The sequence below is a fragment of the Roseateles sp. GW821-FHT09G03 genome (assembly GCF_059416045.1).
This window is the reverse complement of record NZ_JBWKOK010000004.1, coordinates 408003-432946: the sequence shown is the minus strand read 5'-3', so window position 1 is coordinate 432946 and position 24944 is coordinate 408003. Positions and strand designations below refer to the sequence as shown.

Annotated in this window: 23 protein-coding genes; 15 read left to right on the top strand and 8 right to left on the bottom strand. The window is 66.2% G+C overall.

Going from position 1 to position 24944, the window contains the following annotated elements; genetic code table 11:
• Positions 1–2 precede the first annotated feature (2 nt).
• The 12 genes from AC07OZ_RS17475 to AC07OZ_RS17420 all read left to right on the top strand — a co-directional run bounded on the left by AC07OZ_RS17475 (position 3) and on the right by AC07OZ_RS17420 (position 12286).
• Complete coding sequence (locus AC07OZ_RS17475; RefSeq protein WP_495468352.1) at positions 3–320, top strand: hypothetical protein; 318 nt, start codon at positions 3–5, stop codon at positions 318–320.
• Positions 251–628 carry a hypothetical protein gene (locus AC07OZ_RS17470; RefSeq protein WP_495468351.1) on the top strand — a complete coding sequence of 126 codons (378 nt, stop codon included), beginning with the start codon at positions 251–253 and terminating at the stop codon, positions 626–628. The genes AC07OZ_RS17475 and AC07OZ_RS17470 overlap by 70 nt, the downstream gene beginning before the upstream one ends.
• The gene (locus AC07OZ_RS17465; RefSeq protein WP_495468350.1) at positions 625–3000 is read left to right on the top strand and encodes a hypothetical protein; all 2376 of its coding nucleotides are present in this window, start codon (positions 625–627) and stop codon (positions 2998–3000) included. Before AC07OZ_RS17470 ends, AC07OZ_RS17465 begins: the two co-directional genes overlap by 4 nt.
• Positions 2997–3593, top strand: a complete 597-nt coding sequence (locus AC07OZ_RS17460; RefSeq protein ID WP_495468349.1) for a DUF2460 domain-containing protein — start codon at positions 2997–2999, stop codon at positions 3591–3593. The genes AC07OZ_RS17465 and AC07OZ_RS17460 overlap by 4 nt, the downstream gene beginning before the upstream one ends.
• Positions 3590–4471 carry a phage/gene transfer agent baseplate hub protein gene (locus AC07OZ_RS17455; protein WP_495468348.1) on the top strand — a complete coding sequence of 294 codons (882 nt, stop codon included), beginning with the start codon at positions 3590–3592 and terminating at the stop codon, positions 4469–4471. Before AC07OZ_RS17460 ends, AC07OZ_RS17455 begins: the two co-directional genes overlap by 4 nt.
• The gene (locus AC07OZ_RS17450; RefSeq protein ID WP_495468347.1) at positions 4468–4890 is read left to right on the top strand and encodes a C40 family peptidase; all 423 of its coding nucleotides are present in this window, start codon (positions 4468–4470) and stop codon (positions 4888–4890) included. The genes AC07OZ_RS17455 and AC07OZ_RS17450 overlap by 4 nt, the downstream gene beginning before the upstream one ends.
• Complete coding sequence (locus AC07OZ_RS17445) at positions 4891–9000, top strand: phage tail protein (protein WP_495468346.1); 4110 nt, start codon at positions 4891–4893, stop codon at positions 8998–9000. It begins immediately after the preceding gene.
• A 40-nt stretch (positions 9001–9040) separates the two neighbouring features.
• Positions 9041–10021 (top strand): hypothetical protein, encoded by a 981-nt coding sequence (locus tag AC07OZ_RS17440; protein ID WP_495468345.1) that lies wholly within the window; start codon positions 9041–9043, stop codon positions 10019–10021.
• 2 nt (positions 10022–10023) lie between these two features.
• Complete coding sequence (locus AC07OZ_RS17435) at positions 10024–10725, top strand: DUF4376 domain-containing protein (protein WP_495468344.1); 702 nt, start codon at positions 10024–10026, stop codon at positions 10723–10725.
• 68 nt (positions 10726–10793) lie between these two features.
• Entirely contained in the window at positions 10794–11207 is a 414-nt protein-coding gene (locus AC07OZ_RS17430; RefSeq protein WP_495468343.1) for a hypothetical protein, read from the top strand.
• The gene (locus AC07OZ_RS17425) at positions 11204–11716 is read left to right on the top strand and encodes a hypothetical protein (RefSeq protein ID WP_495468342.1); all 513 of its coding nucleotides are present in this window, start codon (positions 11204–11206) and stop codon (positions 11714–11716) included. The genes AC07OZ_RS17430 and AC07OZ_RS17425 overlap by 4 nt, the downstream gene beginning before the upstream one ends.
• Positions 11717–11926: 210 nt before the next feature.
• On the top strand, positions 11927–12286 hold the full coding sequence (locus tag AC07OZ_RS17420; protein ID WP_495468341.1) for a hypothetical protein: 360 nt from the start codon (positions 11927–11929) through the stop codon (positions 12284–12286).
• Positions 12287–12432: 146 nt separating this feature from the next.
• On the opposite strand, the gene AC07OZ_RS17415 is transcribed toward AC07OZ_RS17420, so the two are convergent.
• The 3 genes from AC07OZ_RS17415 to AC07OZ_RS17405 form a co-directional block, all read right to left on the bottom strand.
• Entirely contained in the window at positions 12433–12690 is a 258-nt protein-coding gene (locus AC07OZ_RS17415; RefSeq protein WP_495468340.1) for a hypothetical protein, read from the bottom strand.
• Between the two features lie 110 nt (positions 12691–12800).
• Positions 12801–13229, bottom strand: coding sequence for a hypothetical protein (locus AC07OZ_RS17410; protein WP_495468339.1), 429 nt, complete (start codon positions 13227–13229; stop codon positions 12801–12803).
• A gap of 25 nt (positions 13230–13254) precedes the next feature.
• Entirely contained in the window at positions 13255–14895 is a 1641-nt protein-coding gene (locus AC07OZ_RS17405) for a recombinase family protein (protein ID WP_495468338.1), read from the bottom strand.
• A 5-nt stretch (positions 14896–14900) separates the two neighbouring features.
• Here AC07OZ_RS17405 and AC07OZ_RS17400 point away from each other — a divergent pair, with 5 nt between their 5' ends.
• Genes AC07OZ_RS17400 through rraA form a run of 3 tightly spaced genes read left to right on the top strand, consistent with a single transcriptional unit; the run spans position 14901 to position 17412 of the window.
• Positions 14901–16604, top strand: a complete 1704-nt coding sequence (locus AC07OZ_RS17400) for a thiamine pyrophosphate-binding protein (protein ID WP_495468550.1) — start codon at positions 14901–14903, stop codon at positions 16602–16604.
• 36 nt (positions 16605–16640) lie between these two features.
• Positions 16641–16871, top strand: coding sequence for an RNA-binding S4 domain-containing protein (locus AC07OZ_RS17395; RefSeq protein ID WP_495468337.1), 231 nt, complete (start codon positions 16641–16643; stop codon positions 16869–16871).
• Positions 16872–16875: 4 nt separating this feature from the next.
• Positions 16876–17412, top strand: a complete 537-nt coding sequence (gene rraA, locus AC07OZ_RS17390; protein ID WP_495468336.1) for a ribonuclease E activity regulator RraA — start codon at positions 16876–16878, stop codon at positions 17410–17412.
• A 91-nt stretch (positions 17413–17503) separates the two neighbouring features.
• On the opposite strand, the gene AC07OZ_RS17385 is transcribed toward rraA, so the two are convergent.
• The 5 genes from AC07OZ_RS17385 to mfd form a co-directional block, all read right to left on the bottom strand.
• The gene (locus tag AC07OZ_RS17385) at positions 17504–19342 is read right to left on the bottom strand and encodes a putative bifunctional diguanylate cyclase/phosphodiesterase (protein ID WP_495468335.1); all 1839 of its coding nucleotides are present in this window, start codon (positions 19340–19342) and stop codon (positions 17504–17506) included.
• A 55-nt stretch (positions 19343–19397) separates the two neighbouring features.
• Positions 19398–20120, bottom strand: a complete 723-nt coding sequence (serB, locus tag AC07OZ_RS17380) for a phosphoserine phosphatase SerB (protein ID WP_495468334.1) — start codon at positions 20118–20120, stop codon at positions 19398–19400.
• A 97-nt stretch (positions 20121–20217) separates the two neighbouring features.
• Positions 20218–20808 carry a PIN domain-containing protein gene (locus tag AC07OZ_RS17375; RefSeq protein ID WP_495468333.1) on the bottom strand — a complete coding sequence of 197 codons (591 nt, stop codon included), beginning with the start codon at positions 20806–20808 and terminating at the stop codon, positions 20218–20220.
• A complete protein-coding gene (locus AC07OZ_RS17370; protein WP_495468332.1) occupies positions 20795–21214 on the bottom strand; it encodes a hypothetical protein in 420 nt (139 codons plus the stop codon). Before AC07OZ_RS17370 ends, AC07OZ_RS17375 begins: the two co-directional genes overlap by 14 nt.
• A gap of 195 nt (positions 21215–21409) precedes the next feature.
• The gene (mfd, locus tag AC07OZ_RS17365; protein ID WP_495468331.1) at positions 21410–24877 is read right to left on the bottom strand and encodes a transcription-repair coupling factor; all 3468 of its coding nucleotides are present in this window, start codon (positions 24875–24877) and stop codon (positions 21410–21412) included.
• Positions 24878–24944: the final 67 nt, after the last annotated feature.

The following is a 24944-nucleotide window of genomic DNA, read 5'->3' as shown; positions in this document are numbered from 1 at the left end:
GCATGCACGTGATTACTCTTTTCAAAGGCACTCCGAGCCAGATCAAGCTGGGTCCGCTGCTCGCGGCGACGATGCGCGACAACAAGGATCAGATCAAGGCCGCCCAGCTGCAGCAGCTCGAGCCGATCGAGATGCTGGAGCTGACGACGACGCTCGCGCATGCATGTGCGAAGCGGGTCGATGCCGACATCACCGAGGAGCAGGTCGCCAACATCGTCGACCTGGAGAACTTCGGCGCGGTCTTTGCGGCTTGCTTCGGCGCCTCGATCCCGGAGACGAAGCCGGGGGAGACGCGGGGGACGCCGAACCCGTCGACCTGATTGACTGGGACGGCATCTTTGCCTTCGTCATTCACGCGACCGGTTGGACGTGGATGGAGGTTGAGCAGCAGCTTGACCTCCATCGTCTATACGCGCTGACGCGCCATTGGCGCCAGCACCCACCGGTCCACATCCTGGCAGCGGCCTATCTGCAGTACGAGCCGCCGGCGGCGCGAATCATGATCGACGCCGACACCGAGGTCACCGGCGAGCTGGCCGAGATGCTCGGCAGCGCTCCGTTGCGCACGGTGCCAGCGATCGACGATTCCGCCTGGCTCGCAAGCCAGGCCGAGAGGTCAAGCGAATGAGCAACAAAGAAGTCAACTACACGATCAGCGGTGACGCGTCCTCTTTCGTGTCCGCCATGGAGCGCGCGGCGCGTGCCACGGCGGATGCGTCTTCCGGCATCAAGTCCCGCTTCGATGGAGTCGGGAAGGCTTTCGAGGCGGTGCAAGGCCGCCTCTTGATGATTACAGCAATCGTCTCGGGCGGAGCCTTCTTCAAGGCGGCCATCGCCGAGTCGAACAAACTCGCCGGAGAGGTGGGCGGGCTGGCGAAGCGGTTCGACCTCACGACTGCTGAGGCGTCGGCGCTGAACACCGCGCTCGGCGATATCTACTCGGACAGCGAAACGTATATCGGCGCGTTCGACAAGTTCGCCAAGCAGATCAAGACCAATGAGTCTGGTCTGCAGGAGATGGGCCTGCAGACGCGTGATTCCAACGGTCATCTGCGCAACTCGAACGACTTGTTCCGCGAGGCGCTTGCGACGGTTGGGCAGTACAAGCCGGGGCTCGACCAGACGACTGCAGCGATGCAGCTCTTTGGCAAGGGCGTCGACGACGTCATGAAGCTGCAGAAGCTCAACAACGACGTGCTCGACGACGCCCGAAAGAAGAACGAGGACCTCGGGCTCACCATCACGAATGAGAACCTGGCGGCGACGAAGGCCTACAAGGCTGCGATGAACGACGTCGGGGACGTGCTGACTGCGGTGACCAATGCCGTCGGCCAGGCGGTCATGCCCGTGTTTACCGACCTGGCGAACTACTTTGCCTCCACGGGCCCCACCATGGTGGCCGTCTTCAAGGGGGCGCTCACCGGCCTGCTGTTGGTCTTTCGAGCCATCGAAGCTGCGGTCAAGCTGGTGGCCCGGGTGTGCTTCGAACTCTTCAGCACCTTGATCGACCAGCTCAGAAACATGAGCGGCTTCTTTTCGTCGATCCTGACTGGAGATATTCGAGGCGCTGTCGCGGCGGCGGGCGCGTGGATCGACCGATTCAAGTCCACTGGCCGCAACCTCGGTGAATCGTTCGTCGAGGGGTACCAATCGGCGGTGGATGGCTTCGGGGGCGACCTGGATCGCATCTGGGGGAAAGGCACCGACGCGAAGGTCAACAAGGGCGGCGGAAAGCAGCAGGGCGAATTCAAGGACGAGAAGAAGGCCAAGGCCGATCCGTCCTTCATGAAGTATTACGAGCTGGCTTTGGAGCAGGAGAAGACGCTCGCGAGTCAGCGCGACGCCATCCATGGGATGAGCAAGCAGCAGGAGCTGGCGTTCTGGAATTCGCTCCTCGAGGCGGCGAAGCTGACGAGCAGCGACCAGGTCGCCGTTCAGAAGAAGGCCACTGAGCTGCGGATCGAGATCCTCAAGGAAGAGGCTCGCACCTCGGAGGATCTCGCGCGCGTTGAGATCTCTTCGAAGGAGGCGCGGCTGCTCGCTTCGGTCGCGATCGACGAGGAGGACGCAAGGACACGCCAAGCGCTGGGTCAGCTCACACAGCAGCAACTGCTGGCTTTGGAGGAGCAGTTCGAGATCCGCAAGCAGCAGATCCGCATGGCCGCGCTGGACGCGCAGAAGGCGATGCTGGACCCCGAACGCGATCCGGTTCAAGTGGAGCAGACCAACGCCAAGATCCAGGAACTTGAGCTGGCGCATCAGCAGCGCTTGCAGCAGATCCGGAACCAGGCCGTGCTTGCGACGGCGCAGGCACAGGGGAAGACGTGGCAGGACCTTTCCGGCCGCGTATCGAGTCTCTGGGACCAGGGCGTCAACGCGATGATGAACGGCACGCTGACGTGGCAAGGCGCGACTCGCGCGGTTGGCGCGCAGTTGGCTGGCTGGTTCGCCAACTCCGTCGTGAAGCCGATGGTTGTGCAGTGGCTGTTCGGCGAAACGGCGAAGACTGGCGCGACCAGCGCCGGCACCGCCATGCGCGGTGCAGTGGAGATCGCGGCGGCTGCCAAGAGTGTTCTGCTTTGGGCCGCAACCGCCGCAAAAACCATCATGACCAATGCGTGGGCCGCGATGGCCGCCGCGTGGCAAGCCATGGCTGGCATCCCCGTCGTTGGTCCCGCGCTCGCCGTGGCGGCTGCAGCAGCGACGTTTGCGGGCGTGGCGGCACTGGCGGGCAAGGTCATGTCGGCCGAGGGCGGCTACGACATCCCGGCCGGCGTGAATCCGATGACCCAGCTACATGAGAAAGAGATGGTTCTGCCCGCCAAGCATGCGGATGTGATCCGTGGGCTGGCGGACGCTGGGGGCGTGGCCTCTGGCGGCGTGCAGACGCCTGTACAGATTGTCGGAACTCCGATGCGTGGCGGATTCTTCATGATGCATCGCGATGACCTGGCGGCAGCGATCAATCAACTGCGACGCGATAGGGTGATCAAGCCATGAGCCAACTGATCTTCCCGACGTTGCCGGGGATTACGTGGCCGGTGACTCGGCAAATCATCGCTCCGCCCGTGACGATCAAGCAGACCCCGAGTCAGCGTGAGTTCCGCTTCAGATCCAGTCGGATCGTGCGGCACAAGCTGACGCTCGCCTTCGAGTTCTTGAGGGTGAGTCAAGCGCAGCAGGAGTACCAGACCCTGCGCGGCTTCTTCGAGCGCGTCGGCGGCACGTTTGACGACTGGCTATTCGACGACATCGAAGACAACCACGCGAGCAACGAACTGTTCGCGATCGGCGATGGCCAGTCGCCATCGTTCCAACTGGCGCGGAGTCTTGGTGGCTACCTTGAGCCGGTGTACGGGCCCAACGGAGCCCCGGTGATCACCGCGAACGGCATCGTCGTCGCGCCGCAGGCCGTCAGCGCGACCGGCGTCGTGACGTTCGCGGCGCCGCCCGCCGCTGGTGTCGCGCTGCGTTGGACTGGCGACTTCTTCCTCCGGGCTCGGTTTGCATCCGACACGCTCGATTTCGTCAAGAACTACACGACCTTCTACGAAGCGAAGAAGGTCGAACTGGTGACGGTGATACCGCTATGAGAACTCCGCTATGGGAAACGGCTGAGGGCGCCCTCGCCGCGCTCCTCAACAGTGGCGCGCCGCTTGAGATGGCGGACCTCTACACGATCACGTTGGCCAACGGTCAGATGCTGCGATGGACCAGCGCAGATCGCGCCATTCGCGCGAATGGCCAGGAGTGGAGTCTGGGGCCCGGCATCGAGCGCACGCGAGTGAAGTGGAGCATCGGGGTGTCCGTCGACACGATGGAACTGACCCTGACCACCGACGAGGCCAGGCCGGTGATAGTCGGTGGGACGCCGCTATTCGCGTACATCAGCCGCGGCGGGTTCGGCAGGGCCCGAGTGCAGCTTGACCGAATCTTCTGGGCGGAAGGAAGCATCGCGCCGACAGGGGCCCTGCTGTGGTTCAGTGGGCGCGTTGCCGACGTGCCCGAGGTCGATCGTTACGGTGCACAGGTCCAGGTCAAGAGCGACCTTGAACTGCTGAACGTGCAGGTGCCGCGCGAGCTGTACCAGAGCCAATGTCTGCGCACGGTTTACGACTCAGAGTGCGGCCTGCAGGCGGTCGCCTTCCAGGCCGCCGGGCAGGCGACTGGCGCGAGTACGGTTGGTCGCACAACCTTCCAGTCGTCGCTCAACCAGGTGCAGGGGTACTTCGACCTCGGAACCCTGACGTGGACCACGGGCGCGAACGCTGGAGCGGCCCGCACGGTGAAGTCCCACGTCGGCGGCCAAGTCGTCCTCCTGTCCCCGCTGCCGGCGCCCGTCGCCCCCGGCGATGCCTTCGTTGTTGTGCCTGGCTGCGATGGCCTGCAGGCGACCTGCAGCGGCAAGTTCAACAACCTGGTCCGGTTCAAAGGTCAACCGTACATCCCGCAGGCGGAGACGGTCCTGTGATCGCGCAGAACCGGCAGAGCGTCGTCGACGAGGCCATGACGTGGCTCGGCACGCCATATCACCACCACGGTCGCGTGAAGGGGGTTGGCGTCGACTGCGCACAGATCCTGCTCGCTATCTTCTGCGACGAGCTGGGCCTCGCGCCGCCGCTCGACGTCGGTCAGTACAGCACGCAATGGCATCTGCATCGCGGCGAAGAGGTCTACATCGATTGGCTGCGTTGCGCGGGAGCACAGCCCGTGCAGACGCCTGCACCGGGCGATATCGCCATGTTCCGCTTCGGGCGGACGTTCAGTCATAGCGCCATCTGCGCCGGCGATTTTTTCATTCATGCATACGTCAACCTCGGCGTCATCCGGTCTCGACTGGATGAGGAGCCATTGCTGGGGCGAGACGTCACGTTTTGGAGTCTGTTCTAGATGGGCGGCAAGTCGGTCAACACGAGCGCGACCAGGGCTGAGGCACTGACGCTGCAAAGCTCCACCTATGGCGCGACGATCGCCTGGCTGCGCGGCATGCATCGCCTGCCCGGGAATCTGCTGTGGTACGGCGACTTCAAGGCGACGGCCCATACTCAGAAGCAGGGGGGTAAGGGCGGCGGCGGCAAGAGCACCACTTACACCTACTCCGCAAGCATGGTGATGGGGCTCTGCCACGGAACCGTCGCTGATATTCCGTCGGTGTGGAAGGGGAAGAGCCGCACGACCTTGGGCTCGCTCGGAATCACTCGACTCGGCGGCGGCGTCGGACAGCCCGTGTGGAGCGGCCTGGTCGGGAAGGGTGCGGAAGCTATCGGCTACTCCGGCCTGGCCGGGGTCGCGGTGAAGGCTTACGAGCTGGGTGATAGCCCCTCGTTGGAGAACCACTCTTTCGAGGTCCGCCATGCGAGCGCCTTCTCCGTCGACGCGTCGATTGCCGACGTCGACCCGGCAGGCGCAGTGCGTGAGCTGATGCTGAACCAACTGCAAGGCGCCGGGATGCCGGCGGCGATCGTGGCTGACTGGACGGAGTGGAGCAACTACTGCATCGCGTCCGGTCTGCTGATGTCCCCGCTCCTTGACACGCAGGTCGATGCGTCGGAGCTGCTGGAGACTGCGGCCGACCTGACCAACACGGCCATCGTGTGGAGCGGTGGCACGCTGAAGATGAGGCCGTATGGGGATCAGCAGGTCACGCGCTACGGCCGCACGTTCATCCCTGACACCACGCCGGTGTATCAGCTCGACGACACGTGCTATTTGGCGGCATCGAACGAGGCTCCGGTCAAGCGTGGCCTCAAGACGCCGTCGGATTGCTTCAACCAGGTGTCGATTTCTTACAAGGATCGCTCGAACGCATACAACGAGGCGATCGTCACGGCGAAGGACCTGACAGATATCTCGGCCAACGGCGTTCGTCCGATGGACACGATCTCCGCCCACTGGATCACGGAAGGTGCAGTGGCGCGCATGGTGGCGGAGCTGAAGAAGCAGCGTTCCTTGCTGGTGCTGGGAACCTACACCTTCAAGCTGCCGATCAACTTCGCGTTCATGGAGCCGATGGACCTGATCACGTTGACTGACTCGGTCCTCTTGCTCGAGGACGTTCCGGTCCGGGTGAAGGAGATCACCGAGGAGAGCGACTTCGAGCTGCAGGTCATCTGTGAGGACTATCCCGCCGGGGTTGCCTCGGCGCCGCGCTATCCAGTCCAGACACCTGCAGGATTCGCCGAGGACGCTTTCGTGTCTCCTGGCTCTGTGCAAGAGGCCGCATTCTTTGAGGCTCCGGCGGCGATGGCTGGTGGGGGAGCGGGTCTCGAAGTCTGGGCAGCCGTTAAGAGCCCCGGGCCGAATTGGGGTGGATGCACGGTTCACGTCAGTCTCGATGGGGTGACCTATCGCGCGGTGTCGCGGATCGAAGGCCCTTCTCGAATGGGCTTGCTGGCTGACTCGGTGTCGTCGGGCGAAGTCACGCTCCACGACGTGAGCGGTCAACTGGTGGGAGCAAGTGCGCAGGACGCGGCCGCGCTCACGACGCTTTCTGTGATCCTCGGCGAGCAGCCGGAGTACCTGGCCTATGAGTCGGCGATGCTGCTGGGCGCAGGCTCGTACCGCCTGGGTGGGCTGGTGCGCGGGGCCTACAACACGCCGGCGTCGGTCCACGCAGCCGGCGATCGATTCATCCGGATTGACGAGTCGATCGCGAGGAGCGGTGGACTCGATGTGAGCTATATCGGCAAGCGGATCTGGTTCAAGCTCACGAGCTTCAACCTCTATGGAGGGGCGGAGCAGTCGCTCGCGGAAGTCGATGAGCTGGGCTATGACGTTACCGGCGTGTTTGCCAAGGCCTTGCCCGGCATCGGAGGCCGCGGCCTTGCTCTCAAGGCCTCCGCCCTGACGGTGAAGCAGGGCGAGGCGGGTGGGCGCACGCCGACAGCCGTCGACCTCCGAGTTGAACTGCGCGGCACACTGACGGGCGTGCCGGAGTGGGAGGTCGTCGACGGCGAAGCCACGCTTTCGGGGGCGGGACTTCTGCGTACCGTTGACGCGTCGACGATCGTGCCGCCGGCGCGGATCCGTGTGAGCTTGGTCGATGAGCTGGCCACCTACAGCGACGAGGTGACGCTGCTCGTGGTGTCCGATGGTGACGAGGGCGCAGCCGGCGCGGATGGCTCGAAGTTCACGCTCGTGGCGCTGTACCAGTGGGCACCCGTGCGTCCTGCCGCACCGAGCGGCCAGAGCAAATGGACGTGGGCGACGGGACTGCAGGAGACGTACACGGGCGGTGGAAACTGGCAGATCGGAATTCCCAACAACCCGGGGAACGTCGGCCTTCGCCTCTGGTCCGCGTCCAAGCAGATCAGCGCAACCGGAGGCACGCTGACCACAATGATTGCGTGGGGTGAGGACGCCGCGATCGCGGCCGTGGGATCGAATGGCGAGGGTGTGCAGACGTCTGAAGCGGTCGCGTATGCGTGGGGCGCGAACCTGCCATCGCTGCCGCCGCTGCAAGGTACAGCGCTTTACACGTGGGCCACAGGGTCTGTGAGTTCGGTGCCCGATGGGTGGGCCGCAACACCTGGTGCATCGGCATCGCCGGGCATGACTCTCTTCAAGGCCAGCGTGCGTCTGCAGGATGCTGCGAGCACGCCAACAACGGAGGTCCGGTGGGTGGAGTCCGCCGTTGCTGCGGTGGGGTATTCGGGCACGTCAGGCGCCGCCGGGCAGTCCGGCGCCAGCTACCGCATTGCATACGCGAAGGTGACCGGTGCCACTATCGGCACGGGTCAGGTCCAGACGGATGGCAGCGCATCGTTCCCGCCGGCGAATAGTTGGGGTCGGGCGGAGACTTGGGGCGGCTCTGTGCCGTCCTACGGCGCCGATGAGGCAGTGATGGTCTCGAATGGCGTCTTCAGTCCTACGACCAACAAGACCACATGGAGTGCGCCGTACTTGGCGACGTGGCGCGTCGGGAAGCTGAGCGCGATCTCTTCGGATCTGGGCAGCGTCAACGCTGGCGAGATGAATATCGGTGGAGGGAAGTTTGTCGTTTCGCCAGACGGCTACCTGGTGGCGCGCGGTGCCCAGTTCATCGACGAACTGACGGGCAATGTCGTTTTCAGTACCAAGGCCAGCTACCAGGCTTCGCTGCCCGCCAGTTGGGTTACCCCCGCGCCGAATTGGCTCAACGAAAGGGTGCCGACGAACGCGGGGAACCGAATCCCGAATTCGGATCTCGCCGACGGATGGGAGGCGGGCTGGTACATCCGTTGGAACCAGAACAACAACCCGATCGGCACGTTCAATCGGACGGACCGAATTTGGGGTGATGGTTCGTGGATGCCTCGTGGCGTTCTGGGCCTCACGATGAACACGGCCGGGCAGACGGGCTTCATTGATATCGGCGTCGCCGAAGACCAGCCTGTGGTGCCCAATGAAAGGTACGAGTTCAGCGCCTCGTTCTTCTCGCATCGTGGTGGCTATGGGCTGGGCATGGCATTCCTCGACGCTTCGGGCAATCTGGTGGGCGGCTGGAATGAGCGGTTCGTCAACGCAGCGCGAGACAACAACAGCGGTTTCCCAACTACCAGTGCCGCCGACCGCCTGACCGTCTTCGGTATCGCTCCAGCCGGCGCAGCCAGGGCGACGTTTTACGTCCGCAAAGGGCCGCAGCTTTCCGGAAACGACAGCTGGCTCTGGATGTTCTGGCCGTTCTTCGCCAAGGCGTCACCACAGCAGGCGGAGTCCTCGGCATACACGGCCGGCCCGTTGCGCTCCGTGCGCAGTCTTGGCTACTCGGGCGAACTGAACGCCACCAACGGCGCAACGATCGGCCAGAACCTGAACGGCGTCTTCAACCAGCAATCGTTCGACATCGTGATGAATGGAAGTGCTTTTATTCGTGCGGGACACATCCAGGGCCTGACGGTGCAGCAGATTTCGACGGCATGGAACGGTGGCTCCTTCGCCGGCGGGTACATCGAGCTGGTGCAGAACACCCAGCGGTTCATCCGTGGGAATGGCACCAAGAGCATTGAGATGAGGCCGTGAAATGCCAGTCCTGACATGGGATATCAACCAGACGCCCATCTTGAACACGGATCTGATGGACCAGGGGGTGTGCATCGGGACGCTCTCAGCGCAGCAGGGGACCTTCAACACGAAGTCGTTCCCCTCGCTGACTGGCTGCTCGCTGTTGGCCATGTCGAGCATCGGGGGAGGCTATGCCTCCGACGCCGCTGTGTCCTACCCAGGTGGAGTGCCGACCGTGACCATGACGCCGCAAGGCGCCTACCCGCAATTCGCGACGCTCTGGATCTACGGTGCCAGGACCATGCCGGCGTCGAGCGGGATCAACGCGGCGACGCCGAGTGGGCAGATCGCGCTCGGCCCTGAGACCTTCGGGTTGCACTTCGTCGGCCGCGCGACGTTCGCAGGCTTCGTGCCGAGTTGGGGGAATCAGGAGTCCGGAGGTCTCGGCTACGGCCAGTACATCTTCGATAGCGCGCAGCCGCCAACCGTGGTGGCCCAGCTGGTGCCGGGGCAATACGTCTCGGTGCTGGGCGTCGCGGCGCACCCGTCGATTCCAAATCGCTGGGTTATCTCGGTGCAGGCCTTTGCTGCACCGGCCGGCTCCAACTGGGGGGCACTGGTTGCGCCGATCGTGTGCTGCTTCGCGCGCGTTGCGTCCAGTAGCAACGACAGCAAGTTCGTCATCTACGACTCGAACCAGAACGAGGCGTGGGATCTGTGCCGACCCAATCTGCTCTATCCAGTGCGGCTCGTGGCGGTGACGCGCGATACGCCGGCGGCGATGCCGGGAGGAATGACGCTCGGCATCTGCGGCGCACCACGCGGATTTCAGGTGTTGGTGCGCTACAGCGACGAGATCGAGGAGGAGCCGCGGCCCATCGACGTCAAGCACTACGCGGCCTTCTGGGCGCTTGACGGGTCGAACCTCCTGAGGGCGACGCTCATGCTCGTCAATCACCCGGAACCCACTTTCGACGACGTGAACCAGGGCGAGAACCCGCAGGCTCACGCGATCGTCGTCAACATCAGCAACTATTGAATATGCCGATCATCAAGTCCATCAAAAGCCAGGGCGGCGCTTCTCTGACCTGGCACCGAATCGCACGGGGCGCCGTAGGTTTTCTCGACGCGCACAACGTCGTTGTGCTGGAGGTCCAAAGCTGGCCGACGGTCGACGACTTCATTGCGCTTTCGGGACTGGGCTTCACCCACCAGTTCACCTTCACGATTCCGCTCGCTGGTCTGCGGGGAGAAGGGTTCCTCGACGACTGCGAGCAAGCGCTGGTCAACGATCCAGACGGGTTGATGTTCGGTGGATCAATCGCGCCGCTGCCGACCGACCTTGACATGCTCAAGGTGTTTCGGTGGGCTCAGATGAAGCAGATGCGCGACTACACCGCGACGCAGCCGATCAACGTTGCCGGTGTGCTTTACGACGCCGACGCGAAGTCAGTGGACAACGTCCGCGGTGCCATTCAAGGCATGGAGATCTCTGGCGCGACGTCGATCGCGTGGACGCTGTTCGACAACTCGGTTCGCACTTTGACGCTTGAGGAGCTTCGCCAACTCGGCGCCGCGATTATGGCGCGCGTGGACGCCTGTTATCAGCAGTCACGCGAGCTGCGCGTGCTCATCGAGGCCGCGAGTACGCCGGAGGAAGTGGCGGCTGTCGTCTGGCCGCCGGCTGTGCAGACGCCTGCACCTCTTGCTCCGTCTCCGAACGAGGAGGCGCCCACCCAGTAGCCAAAGATCTGACCTACGAGCCAACCCAAGCCCGCGCGAGACGCGGGCTTTTTCATTTGGAGAACTGAATGGCAGAACCTGCTTCGAGCGGAGTGGCCGGCGTTGCCGGCTGGAAGTTGATTGGTGGAGTCGCTGGCATTGCGGCGGGCGGCATGACGCTCTCGGCCCTTGTCGTCATGCTGATGACCTGGCCGAAGACGTTCCGAGAGATCGCGGTCGCCCTGATCAGCACGGCGCTATCCAGCTGCACCCTGGGTGCCGCAACCATCCTGTACTTCGACCTGCTGCGCTTTGTGGTGAACGGGCCGAAGGAGCAGGTCTACGTTGCGCTGGTCGCGCTCCTGGGCCTTGTCTTCTTCTGCGGCCTTCCCGGCTGGTTGCTGGTGCGCTCCGCGTTCAAGTGGATGGAGAAGCGCAAGGACAAAGACTTCGGGGAGTTGATCGGTGACGTGCGCCGCGACTTCACAGGAGGTGCGCAATGACCGCCGATGATCGCGCCGTTCGCGCGCAACGCATTCTCGCAAAGGCTATCGAGCCAGCGCTTGCGCTGCTGCCGAAGGCCATGGACGCGCTGCCGGCGCGGGTGATCATGCTCGCGATCGGGTTCCAGGAGTCGAAGCTCCTCGAGCGCGCGCAGATCGTCTCCGGCGGCGGCAAGGGGCCTGCACGTGGGCTCTGGCAGAACGAGCGCGGCGGTGGCGTGCGCGGGGTCCTGGAGCACCCTGTGACCCGTCAGTTCGCTGAGAGGGTATGTGCCAGCCGGCGCGTCGAGCCCGTTGCGTCGCTCGTCTGGTCCGAGCTGGAGCATGACGACATCCTCGCGGCCGCATTCGCCCGTCTCATCCTGTACGCAGATCCGTCGCCGTTGCCTGAGATCGGGCAGGTCGAATCCGCCTGGCTGTACTACCTCCGCACCTGGCGGCCCGGGAAGCCCCATCCCGACCAATGGCCCGAGAACTACCGCCTGGCTGTCCAGGCGCTGACCCATTGAGGAGTTGCCATGCCCGATAAGGAACAGGATCCCGGGCGGCGCGTGGCCCCGCCAGTGTCGCAATGCGCCGTCTGTACCCGCCGCCTCACGGCCGAGTGCTCGCACGTCGAGTGCCCGTTTCGTAAGCCCACGACTGCAGAGGCAAGGGTCGGTTATGAGTCGATGGGCGGCGGGTGCTTCCGTCGTACTCCGACCTGCAGGGACTGAGCGATGTCGCTGAAGCTGATCGCAATCAGTGGCGTCGTGCTGGTCGGTCTGGCCACGAGCTGGTGGTTCGGCGCCGAGCATGTCCAGGCGAAGTGGGATGCGAGCGAACTGGCAAGCGAGCGCGGGCGGGCTGTATTGGCGAGCCGCGTTCGCCGGACCATGCAAGAGGAGTCGATGGCTCGGGAGCGCGAACGAACCGCTTCCCGAGCCCAACTAGAGGAGGCCCTGGATGGTCTTGATGCATCGTTGCGGACCCCTGTCCGCTGCCCGCCGTCGGGCGAGCTGGAGTTTGGCGTTGTGCCTGTGCCTGGTGACGTTCTTGACCGGCTGCGCCGCGCCGGCGACTTGCCGGACGGAAGTTGAAGCGCCCCCGCCGAACTTGGCGGCTCCTTGCGACGCTGGGCCCGACTGGCCCGAAGGCGAAGAGGTGCTTGCGGGGCAGCTCGTGGAAGTCGCGATTCGCCGCGAAGCTGCTGCCGAAGATTGCCGGCGGCAGTTGCTTCGCCTGGTCAATGCGTGGCCGAAGGGGTGACCTTCTCCCGAGCCTGCTTTATCTGGGCTTCCATCGAGCTGCAGCGCTCTCTGGTGGCGCGGCCCACCTCAGGCAGGTAGCCCCCTCTGGCCTCTGCTTCCCAGCAGCGATCGACGTGAGACTGGGCATCGGCCCATGCATCCGTTTGGTTGTAGTCCTCACCGGAGCCAGCAAAAAGCGCAGCTGCCGACATTCCGAGGATGGCCGTCATTGCGGCCGCATAGAGCTTCTTCAAGGTGGATCCCTCCCGCGCCTATGGCGCCTGGTTGCGCGCCCTTGGCGGGCGTCTTGTGCAGATCCTAGCCGCGGCCCTGGGGAGGCGATACACGCGGATGCGTGTGCTCGCTAGAGTCTTCTCGCCCGGATCGCTGCGTTAACGCCAATTCGTTCGATCTCGGCTTCGAGCGCCTTGCGGTCGACTTGGTGGGAAGGATGGGTCGAGCTGAGCACCAGCATTCCGTCGCGAAAGCCGACCTCGGCGTATGCACCATGTGGGAGTCTGGCGCGTTCGCCGAGCCTCTGGATCCTTTCCAGGCGGGCGCGCTCGCGCTCGATCGCCACGCGGGCCGGATCGCCCTTCACAAGTCGCGGTGGCGTGTGGGCATCAATGCCAGGGTCCCGGCTCCAGAAGACGCACCCGCTCTCCGGGATCGTGATCATCGGGGAGTTGCTGGGCTTGACGCAGTAGCCGTGCGGGTTCTCGGCCATCAGGTAGCCGAACCAATGGCAGACGGCGCAAGGCCGGGAGTCGTCGATGAGCGGGTTGATTGGCATGATGCTGTATATTTATACAGCACATTTAGACTTGCTCAACTTGGTCGCCTGAAACCCAGTTTCCTTCGCTGTCAATCCGAAGGACGCGCGACGCGCCACCTTTCGCGACGAGCACGACGTCATAAACGTCGCTGTCTGATGCTGGCCTTAGGCCGTGCAGATAGATGGTGATCTGCTCGAACGTGTCGGCCACGAGTAGTCGTGCTTGGGCCCGGGCCTCGGCGTCGAGGTGGATTACGCCTTCTGCAATTGCCCGCCACTTTTCGTCGACCCCGTGGAGATCACTTCTCGCCAGCGAGGCCAGTTCACGCTCTGCCGCCGCGATTGCCGAAGTGGCTTTGGCTTTCTGTCCTTCCAGGTCGCGAGCCTTCTGCAGGAAGACGGTTGGCGGATCATCGGACGTCAGCAGCGCCTCAGTGACCCGCCGCAACTGGCGTTCGACCTCGTCGACGTCGCGGCGCGCAGTAGCCAATCGCTCTCTCGGGGCTGCAGTCCGGTCTCCTTGGTACAGCGCCTGCAGGTTCAGCATGTCTGAGCAGTAGGAAACGATGGCCTGCTCGATCGGCACGATTGAACGTGAGGCCGGATGAGAGCAAGTGCCGGTGCGGCGTCCAGCCGAGCACATGATGCGCCGGCTGGACGAGCGTGGCGGCTTCCCGTCCGATCTGGGGCGAGCTTGAATGTGTTGGCTGATCATGGCGGCACCGCAATAGCCGCACCGCGTCATCCCGAGTCCGGTGACCAGGTTGGGCAGACCGACCCGCGATTGGCGAATTTCGCGACGAGAGGCGATCGACTGCAGATCCTGCCACTCCTCCATTGTCAGGACGGCTGGGTAGTACCCCTCTAGGGTGTAATGGTCGCCGCCGACGTCGAAGTCCCTCGTGCCAATCAGGCCGGGCGAGCGCACCAGGCGGTAGATCTGCAGCACGTCGATTGGACGCCCGGTGTGAGTCACCCCCTTACTCTTTAGGTGCGCCGAGATCCGTGTAGCCCCAAGCCCCTTCCGATACAGGTCGACGACCAGGCGGACGGCCTCTGCGCGTTCGGGAAGAAGTTCCCACTTGCCGGCCGCCCAGTTGACCCAAGACGGGTCTGTGCCGTTGCGGATTCGGCCGCGAAACGTCCCCGCTATCCACCCCTCGCATTGCCGTCGGATCGCAGCCTTGATGCGTTGTGACTTCGTCTCCGACTCCTCATGCGCGCGAATCATCACGACGAGCGATGTGATCAGCTCCATCGGATTCTTCTTCAGGTGCTCTCGGCTGTACATGCGGTTGTCTGACGCCGTGACGACCGTGATGCCTGCATTGATGATCTGTGCAAGCTGCCCCTGCGCGAGGAGCGGTTCGGCCCGGGACAGCCGATCTAGCCCTTCGACGACAAGAACTGACCCTTGAGGTACTCGGCCCTGCGAAACAGCTTCAAGGAACGCCCCGAGAGCGCCGTGCCGAACGTGATGCTGGTGGTAGGCTGAGAGCCCCTTGTCCTCCATGGAGAGCGTCTCGTCTAACTGCAGCCCGTGCTCCTCGGCCCATTTGGCCGCGTAGGCACGCTGTCGCTCACGGCTGTGACCCGATGCTTGCCGCGGGTCGCTGAAGCGCGTGTAGCTGTAGACGAGGCCCTGCGGCTCTGTGGTTTTCTTCGAGGAGCGAGATGAGTTCACGGTCTATGCGTCCTGCTGGGCATGCGCTAGTCGAGGCGCTTGTCGCCAATGATATTGGCATAGCGTTCGGAGTGCCGGGCGAGAGTTACCTCGCGGTCCTCGACGGCTTCCATGAGCACCGCGAACGCATCCGCTTCATCGGCTGCCGGCAGGAAGGCGGCGCCGCCTTCATGGCCGATGCCCAGGGCAAGCTGACCGGCCGGCCCGGCGTGTGCTTCGTCACCCGCGGACCCGGCGCCACCAACGCGAGCATCGGGCTGCACACCGCCTTCCAGGACTCGACGCCGATGATCCTGTTCATCGGGCAGGTGGCCTCCGACCAACGCGACCGCGAGGCCTTCCAGGAAGTCGACTACCGCCAGATGTTCGGCCCGGGCACGCTCGGCATGGCGAAGTGGGTCGGTGAGGTGCAGGACCCCCATCGCCTGCCCGAATACGTCGCACGGGCCTTCCACACCGCCATGCAGGGGCGCCCCGGACCGGTCGTCCTGGTGCTGCCCGAGGACATGCTCACCCAGCTCACCGACGCACCGGTGCTGCCGCGCGCGAAGCCCGCCGTCGCATGGCCGGCACCTGCGGATCTCGTCGAGCTGCAGGCGCGGCTCGAAGGCGCGCAGCGGCCCTTCGTCATCGCCGGCGGCGGCGGCTGGACCGCCGAGGCCTGCGCCGCGCTGCAGGACTTCGCCCATGCCTGGCAGGTGCCGGTCGGCTGCGCCTTCCGCTTCCAGGACCTCTACGACAACCGCGATCCGCTGTATGCGGGCGATGTCGGCATCGGCATCAACCCGGCGCTCGCCAAGCGCATCGGCGAAGCGGACCTGATCATCGCGATCGGCCCGCGGCTGGGCGAGATGACCACCGGCGGCTACACGCTGCTGAAGGCCCCGCGACCCGCGCAGCAACTGGTGCACATCCACGCCGGGTCCGAGGAACTGGGCCGCGTCTACGCGGCCGACCAGATGATCCAGGCCAGCATGAGCGGCGCCGCGCTGGCGCTGCAGCAGCTGCGCCCGCCGGTCGATCTGGAGGAGCTGCCCTGGCTGCAGTGGTCGCGCGACGCGCACGCGGATTACCAGCGCAACCAGCAGGCGCTGCCGGTCGGGCCGATGGACCTCGCCGAGGTCATGCACCTGCTGGACCGGCTGCTGCCCGCGGAGACCATCTTCACCAATGGCGCAGGCAACTACAGCGGCTGGCTGCACCGATTCCATCGCTACACGGCGCTGCATCAGGGCGGGCGCACGCAGCTCGCGCCGACCAGCGGCGCCATGGGCTACGGCTTCCCGGCCGCCGTCGCGGCGGCGCTGCTGCAGCGCGAGCGCTGGGTCGTCAACATCGCCGGCGACGGCGACTTCCTGATGACCGGCCAGGAGATGTCCACCGCCATGGCCCACGGCGCGCGGCGGCTGATCTGCCTCGTCGTCGACAACGGCAGCTACGGCACGATCCGCATGCACCAGGAGCGCGAGTACCCCGGCCGCGTCAGCGGCAGCGACCTGCACAACCCCGACTTCGCCGCGCTCGCCCGCGCCTATGGCTGGCTGGCGTTCAGCGCGGCCCGCACCGAGGACGTCGAGCCCGCGCTGCGGCAGGCGCTCTCGGCGCAGGTCCCGACACTGATCCATCTGAAGCTGCCGGTCGAGATCTCCACCTCGCGTGCGACGCTCAGCAGCATCCGTGAGGCGGCGCTGAAGCGGAAGTCCCAGTGACATCGACGGCTGCCGCCTCTGACGGAGAATCGGCCCATGTCTGAATCTATTCCTTTCGCTCTGCGCGGCGAATACATCGAACTCGACAAGCTGCTCAAGGCCACCTCGCTGGCCAGCAGCGGCGGCGAGGCCCGGCACTTCATCTCCGAGGGCCAGGTGCGCGTCGACGGTCAGGTCGACCTGCGCAAGACCGCCAAGATCCGCGCCGGCCAGGTGGTCGAGTTCAACGGCGAACGCATCGAGATCCTGAACGACCCGGAGGAATGACCCGATGACCAGCCCCAGCGCCGCGACCCGCGCCGCCATCCGTTTCTCGACCTGCGACCTCTGCGACTCGCTGAAGGCCGACACCAGCGGCGACACGCGCTGGCTGCCGGGCAGCCTGTACCGCAGCTACGGCGCGCATGCGCGTTTCGCCGGGCCGGTGGCCACGGTGCGATGCCTGGACGACAACTCGCAGGTCAAGGCGGCCGTCGAGAGCTTCGGCGCCGGGCGCGTGCTGGTCGTCGATGGGGGCGGCTCGCTGCGGCGCTCGCTGCTGGGCGGCAACCTCGCCGTCAGCGCGGCGAAGAACGGCTGGGCCGGCGTGGTGGTGCACGGCGCGGTGCGCGACCTCGAGGAACTGCGCGCGGCCACCGTCGGCATCTTCGCGCTGGGCCATGTGCCGATGCCGACCGAGCGCCGCGAGCAGGGCCTCGCGGACGTGCCGGTCCAGATCGAAGGCCTCTGGATCCGCCCGGGCGACTGGCTCTACGCCGACGAGGACGGTGTCGTCATCACGCCGAAGGCGGTGCACGCGGCAGGCTGAGCGGCGCTCGCGCCGGCGGCGTCGGGTGCGGTGCATCTCGTCCGTCCCTCCGTCGGTCCCTCCCTCCGTCCAGCGCGCGTTGCGCGCCGCGTCAACCCTGCCCGGCGATCCATCCCGCCAGCGCTTCCGCCGCCATCGGCCTTCCGAACAGCCAGCCTTGCGCCGCGTCGCAGCCCATCTTCACGAGGATGTCGCGCTGCCCCTCGGTCTCCACGCCTTCCGCGACCACCGTCAGCCCGAGCGAACGCCCGATGCCGATCACCGCGCTCGACAGGGCTCGGTCGTCGGCGTCCTGCTCCAGGTCGCGCACGAAGCTCTTGTCGAGCTTGAGCTCCGTCACCGGCAGCCGCTTCAGATAGCTCAGGCTCGAATACCCGGTGCCGAAATCGTCCACCGACACCCCGACGCCCATCTCGTGCAACTGCTGCAGCTGCTCGCGAGGCCGGCTGGTGTCGTCGAGCATCAGCCGCTCGGTGACCTCCAGCGTCAGGTCGCTCGCCGCCAGCCCGTGCTTGGCGAGCAGTGCCCGCGCATGGGCGGCGACGTCGTCCTGCAGGAAGCGCTGCGGCGAGATGTTGACCGACATCCCCGGCACGGCGATCCCCTCGGCCCGCCAGCGCGCCAGCTGCGCGCAGGACTGCGCCAGCACCCAGGCGTCCAGCGCGTTGATCAGGCCGCTTTCTTCTGCGACCGGGATGAAGCGGTCCGGCGGCACCCAGCCGCGTTCGGCGTCGTGCCAGCGCAGCAGGGCCTCGACGCCCACGAGCGCGCGGTCGGTCAACCGGACCTTGGGCTGGAAGTGCAGTTGCAGCAACTGGTTGGACAACGCGTGGCGCAGGGCGGCCTCGATGTCGAGCCGCTCATCCAGCGCCTGGTTCATCGCGTGCAGGAAGAATCGCGCGCAGTCGCGGCCGGCGCGCTTGGCCTCGTACATCGCGATGTCGGCGTTCTTCAGCAACTGGTCGAGGTCGAGTCCGTCCCTCGGATAGGCGCAGACGCCGATGCTGGCCGTCATCTGCACCCGCGCGTGGCTGCCGTCCAGCGGGATCGGCGCCTCCAGCACCGCGCGCAGCTTGCCGGCGACGTGCATCGCGTCCTCGGCGGAGCAGCCCGGCAGCAGCGCGACGAATTCGTCGCCGCCCAGTCGCGCCAGCGTGTCGCTGTCGCGCAGCGCGCCCAGCAGCCGTGCGGAGATGTGCTTCAGCACCTGGTCGCCGACGGCATGGCCGAGCGAGTCGTTGACGGTCTTGAAGCGGTCGATGTCCAGCAGCAGCAGCGCGGCCGACGTCTCGGTGCGCGAGGCCTGCATCAGGGTCTGCCGGGCGCGGTCGGCCAGCAGCGTGCGGTTGGGCAGGCCGGTGACGCCGTCGAAGTAGGCCAGGCGCTCGATCTCGCGTTGGTGGCGGTCGTGCATGAACGCGATCTGGCACAGCTGCGTGCAGGCCAGCACCATGCGGCGGTGGAAGGGGGCGGCGGCGCGCGGCTCGCGGTAGTACAGCGCGAAGGTCGCGACGACCTGGTCGGTGCCCAGCAGGATGGGCGTCGACCAGCAGGCGGCCAGTCCATGCGAGCGCGCGAGCTCGCGGAAGTCCGCCCACAAGGGGTCCTTGTCGATGTCGGTGACCTCGACGGGCTGGCGGCGCCAGGCCGCCGTGCCGCAGGAGCCGGCCTGCGGACCGATCGCGAAGCCCTCCAGCGCGCCGCTGAAGGTCGTGGGCAGGCTGGGGGCGGCCAAGGGGTGCACGCGCCCGTCCTCGTCCACCGTCAGCACGGAGCAGATCACCTCCGGCGCGAGCGCTTCGACGCCTCGGCACAGCAGGTCCATCACCGCCGCCAGTGGGCGGCCGAGCGCGACGGCTTCCAGCACGTCGCGCTGCAGGTGGTCGATGTCGGCCTGCTCGTCGGTTCTTGTCGCGTGCTGTTCTCGCATCGCTGCTCCCTGTGTACCGGAAGCATCGCAGGCCGGACGCCTGTCGGCAAGAACCTCAGCGCAACACGTCGAGCAGCCGGTCCAGTCCGCCGTCGTTGATGGCGACCATCGCCTGCTCGCGGACCTTGGGCTTGGCGTGGTAGGCGACCGAGAGTCCGGCGGCGCCCATCATGGGCAGGTCATTGGCGCCGTCGCCGACGGCGATGCATTGCGCGGATGTCGCACCGACGCGCTCGGCACAGGCCAGCATCATGCGGCGCTTCTCCTCGCCGTCGCAGATGTCGCCCCAGTCCTGCATCACGAGGCCGCCGGTCAGGCGGCCGTCGACGATCTCCAGTTCGTTGCTGCGGACAAAGTCCATGCCCAGTTCCGCGGCGACGAAACGGGTGAAGTAGGTGAAGCCTCCGGAGACCAGCACCAGCTTCAGGCCGGCGGCCTTGAGCGCGGCGCAGAGTTCGCGCGCGCCGGGGTTGAAGGTGAGCCGCTCGCGCAGCACCTGCGCCAGCGCGTCCTCGCCGACGCCCTTCAGCAGCGCGAGGCGGCGGCGCAGGCTGTCCTTGAAGTCGGTGATCTCACCGCGCATGGCGGCCTCGGTGATCGCGGCGACCTCGGCCTTGCGGCCCGCGGCGGCGGCGATCTCGTCGATGCACTCGATCGAGATCAGCGTCGAGTCCATGTCGAACGCGGCGAGCTTGAAGTCGCTCAGCGCCAGCGGCGGCGTGAAGCCTTGCAGCACGAGCGGGGAGAGCGGGGCCGGGGAGGTCGACGAGGAGGTCATGCGGGCGGAGTCTTGAATGCGAAAGGTCCCCGCCGATGATCACGGTGATCAGTCGGCGGGGACGGGCGGGAGCTTAGCGCACTCGCCGGAGCGGGCCTCAGCGCGCATGGGTCACGGTGTAGCGGGCGGTCCGTGCATGCGACATCCACGCTGCCGGTGGCGGGGCCAGATCGTTTAGGGTCGCGCCCTTGATACCTCGATGGGCGAAATACTTCGCCGCGGGTTCGGCGACGCCAGGAGCACGTCGACGCTGGGCGATCTCGGGAACGTCCCAGGCCTCCAGCTTCAGACCCTCGATGTGGGACATCGCCTTGTCGTCGCTGACCAGGGTTGCGCCTAGCGCCATCGCGTGAGCGGCGATGGCCATGTCGAGCTTTCCCGGACCCCGACCGATACGCTCCACCTGGGTCCTGATGCACCCGTAGAGATCGGAGAACCACAGACCGTCGTGGAGGTACTCGACCCGGATGCGGCGCATCAGTTCCCGCAGGCGCAACTCCCTGCGCGGGGAATGGGTCTTCTCAAGGCCGTAGAAGATTTCGGCCTGCACCACGACGCTGATGGCGATCCGGCCCTGGAGCGCGGCGAATCGCTCGTCACAGTAGACGCGGCTCGCCTTGTCCGGCGGGTGCATCAGGCAGCTGACGATGTTCGTGTCGAGCATGTAGAACGGTTCAGCGGGACGCATGACTGGCCTCCCAGGCTTCGAAGCGGACGCGGCGGATGAGGTCCTCCTCCGGTCCGTCCCCCCAATCGTCCAGCCCGAGGACTCGCATCCGGACCGGCTTCCCGTAGTTCTCGGGCAGGTAGGGACAGGTGTCGCACCCCTCGCGCGCATGCACTTCCAGGCGGCTGATCCGGCGGGCTTCGCGCAGACACAGGCTGAGGGGGTCCGTCCCGACATCCAGATAATCGGGCGGCAGGTGCGGGCATGCGAGGCAGGTCCTCGCGTACTCGCGCCCCCGGTACTTGCCCGCGATTTCCGCATCGCGCGCGGCCTCCCAGGCGTCGTCTTCCGCTTGTTCCCGCGCGAGGCGGGCCGCTACCGATTCGATGGGTTGAACCGTCGTTGAAGGGGTCAGGTGTTGATGCATCGGCATCTCCAGAAGTTGAGAAGCCGTCAGTCTAGGAAGCGGTTCCTCCGCGGTCATTGACCTGAACTGGTGGATATATCGGTTGTCTTCCAGCAGTTCAAGTGAGGGCCAATCACTCCTGTGGATTGCAATTGAAAACGGCGACCGAGGCCGCCGTTTCACCACTGCAAAGCGGGCCTTCGATCAGTCCTTCGATCAGGCCTGCGCCACCGGCGCGCCGAGCAGCCGCAGCACCTCGCGCACGGCCTGCGCGCGGTCTTTCGGATCGGTGAGCGCCTTGTCGATGCGCAGCTTCTCGTTGCCCACCAGCTTGATGTTGCGGTTCTTCTGGACGAGCTCGATCACCCGCATCGGATCGATGGGCGGATTGGGCCGGAAGTTGATGTTGATGACGCTGGGCGCCGCGTCGATCTTCATCACGCCGTAGGGCTTGGCCAGCACGCGCAGCCGGTGCGTGTCGAACAGCGTCTGACCTTGCGCCGGCAGCTTGCCGAAGCGGTCGGTGATCTCCTCGAGCATCGCGTCGATCTGCTCGGCGCGGTCCGCCGTCGCGAGCCGCTTGTACAGCGACAGCCGCTGGTGCACGTCGCCGCAGTAGGCGTCGGGCAGCAGCGCGGGGGCGTGCAGGTTGATCTCGGTCGTGGCCGACAGCGGGCTGAGCAGGTCCGGTTCCCGGCCGGCCTTGAGCGAACGCACGGCCTCGGACAGCATCTCGTTGTAGAGCTGGAAGCCGATCTCCATCATGTTGCCGCTCTGGTGCTCGCCCAGCACCTCGCCGGCGCCGCGGATCTCCAGGTCATGCATCGCGAGATAGAAGCCGGAGCCGAGTTCCTCCATCGCCTGGATCGCCTCCAGCCGCTGCGCCGCCTGTTTGGTCAGGCCCTCGACGTCCGGCACCATCAGGTAGGCATAGGCCTGGTGATGCGAGCGCCCGACACGGCCGCGCAGCTGGTGCAGCTGCGCCAGGCCGAACTTGTCGGCGCGGCTGATGACGATGGTGTTGGCGCTGGGCACGTCGATGCCGGTCTCGATGATGGTCGAGCACAGCAACACGTTGTGCTTGCCGCCGACGAACTCGCGCATCACGCGCTCCAGCTCGCGCTCGGGCATCTGGCCGTGGGCGACGACGATGCGCGCCTCCGGCAGCAGCTCCTCGAGCTTCATGCGGCGGTTCTCGATGGTCTCGACCTCGTTGTGCAGGAAGTAGACCTGGCCGCCGCGCTTGAGCTCGCGCAGGATGGCCTCGCGGATGGTGCCGCTGGTCTCGCTGCGCACGAAGGTCTTGATCGCCAGGCGCCGCTGCGGCGCGGTGGCGATGACGCTCAGGTCGCGCAGGCCCTCCAGCGCCATGCCCAGCGTGCGCGGGATCGGTGTGGCGGTCAGCGTGAGCACGTCCACCTCGGCGCGCATCGCCTTCATCGCCTCCTTGTGGCGCACGCCGAAACGGTGCTCCTCGTCGATGACCAGCAGCCCCAGGCGCTTGAACTTCACCTCCGCCGACAGCAGCTTGTGCGTGCCGATGACGATGTCGATCGAGCCGTCGGCCAGGCCTTCCATCGCTGCCTTGATCTCCTTGGCGGAGCGGAAACGGCTCATCTCCGCGACCTTGACCGGCCAGCGGCCGAAGCGGTCGGCGATGTTCTGGTAATGCTGCTCGGCCAGCAGCGTCGTCGGCGCCAGCAGCGCGACCTGCTTGCCGCCCATCACCGCGACGAAGGCGGCGCGCAGCGCCACCTCGGTCTTGCCGAAGCCGACGTCGCCGCAGACCAGCCGGTCCATCGGCTTGGGGCTGATCATGTCCTGGATGACGGCGTGGATCGCGGCGCGCTGGTCGGGCGTCTCCTCGAAGCCGAAGCTGGCGGCGAAGGCCTCGTAGTCGTGCGGCGAGTAGCGGAACGCGTGGCCCTCGCGCGCGGCGCGGCGCGCGTAGAGGTTGAGCAGCTCGGCGGCGGTGTCGCGGACCTGCTCGGCGGCCTTGCGCCTGGCCTTGTCCCACTGGCCCGACCCCAGCCGGTGCAGCGGCGCTTCCTCGGCGCTGACGCCGGTGTAGCGGCTGATCAGGTGCAGCTGCGCGACCGGCACGTAGAGCGTGGCCTTGTCGGCGTACTCCAGGTGCAGGAACTCGCTGGGGCCGTCGCCCAGGTCGATGTTGATCAGCCCCAGGTAGCGACCGATGCCGTGGTTGGTGTGCACGACGGGATCGCCGACCTTCAGCTCGGACAGGTCCTTGATCAGCGCGTTGACGTCGCTGACCTGCTCCTGCTTGCGGCGCCGGCGCGTGGTGGGCGTGGTCGCGAAGAGCTCGGTCTCGGTGAAGAGCTGGATCTGACGGCCTTCGTCGGGCTCAAACCAGAAGAAGCCGGCGGCCAGCGGCGCGGCGGTGATCGCGAAGCGTTCGTCCTTGTTGGCCTCGAACTCGGCGAGGTCCTTCACCGACGGCGGATCGATCTTGTTGTCGCGCAGCAGCTCGAGCAGGCTCTCGCGGCGGCCTTCGCTCTCGGCGAGCAGCAGCACGCGGAAGTCGGTGGACTTCAGGTGCGCGGCGAGGCGCGCGAGCGGCTCCTGCGCGCCGCGCTCGACGCTGACGTCCGGCAGCGGGCGCGCGTAGTCGACGGCCTCGTGACCGCGGACCGCCAGCACCGCGTGGCGGTGCGTGGCGGTGAAGAACTCCTCGGGCCGCAGGAAGATCTCCTCGGGCGCGAGGATGGGGCGGTCCGGATCGTGCTGCAGGAAGCGGTGGCGCTCGCGGGTGTCGGTCCAGTAGCGCTGCAGCGCCTCGTCCACCTCGCCGTGCAGGACCAGGCCCGCCTCGGCGGGCACGTAGTCGAACACGCTGGCGACTTCGTCGAAGAACAGCGGCAGGTAGTACTCGATGCCGCCGGTGGCCAGGCCCGTGTCGATGTCCTTGTAGATGCGCGACTTGGTCGGATCGCCGTCCATCTTCTCGCGCCAGCGGGCGCGGAAGGCCTTGCGCGAGGCCTCGTCCATCGGGAACTCGCGCCCGGGCAGCAGGCGGACCTCGGGCACCGGGTACAGCGAGCGCTGCGAGTCCGGATCGAAGACGCGGATGGAGTCCACCTCGTCGCCGAACAGGTCCACGCGGTAAGGCACCAGCGAGCCCATGGGGTACAGGTCGATCAGGCCGCCGCGCACGGCGTACTCGCCCGGCGAGACGACCTGGCTGACGTGCTGGTAGCCGCCCAGGGTCAGCTGTTGCTTCAGGCCGGCCTCGTCCAGGCGCTGCTTCTGGCGGAAGTTGAAGGTGGTCGCGGCCAGGAAGGACGGCGGCGCCAGCCGCGTCAGCGCGGTGGTCGCGGGCAGCAGCACGACGTCGAGGTCGCGTTCCGCCACCGGCTTGCCGTTGGCCTGCAGCAGTCGCCACAGCGTGGCCAGCCGTTCGGAGATCAGGTCCTGGTGCGGGCTGAAGCTGTCATACGGCAGGGTCTCCCAATCGGGGAACACGGCGACGCGCAACTCGGGCGCGAAGAACTTGAGCTCGTCCTCCAGGCGCTGGGTGTCGCCGGGCTCGGCGGTGACGATCAGCGTCAGACGGCCGGCGGCCTGCTGCTGACGCGCGAAGCGGGCAAGCAGCAGCGCGTCGGCGGAGCCGGTGGGGCGGGGCAGGGTGAAGCGTTTGCCGGGGGAGATCGTGGACAGCTGCATGGCGCACAAATGAGAACAGCCCCGGGAAGGGGCTCGGGGGAATTGTAGGGAGCCCGCCGCGACACGG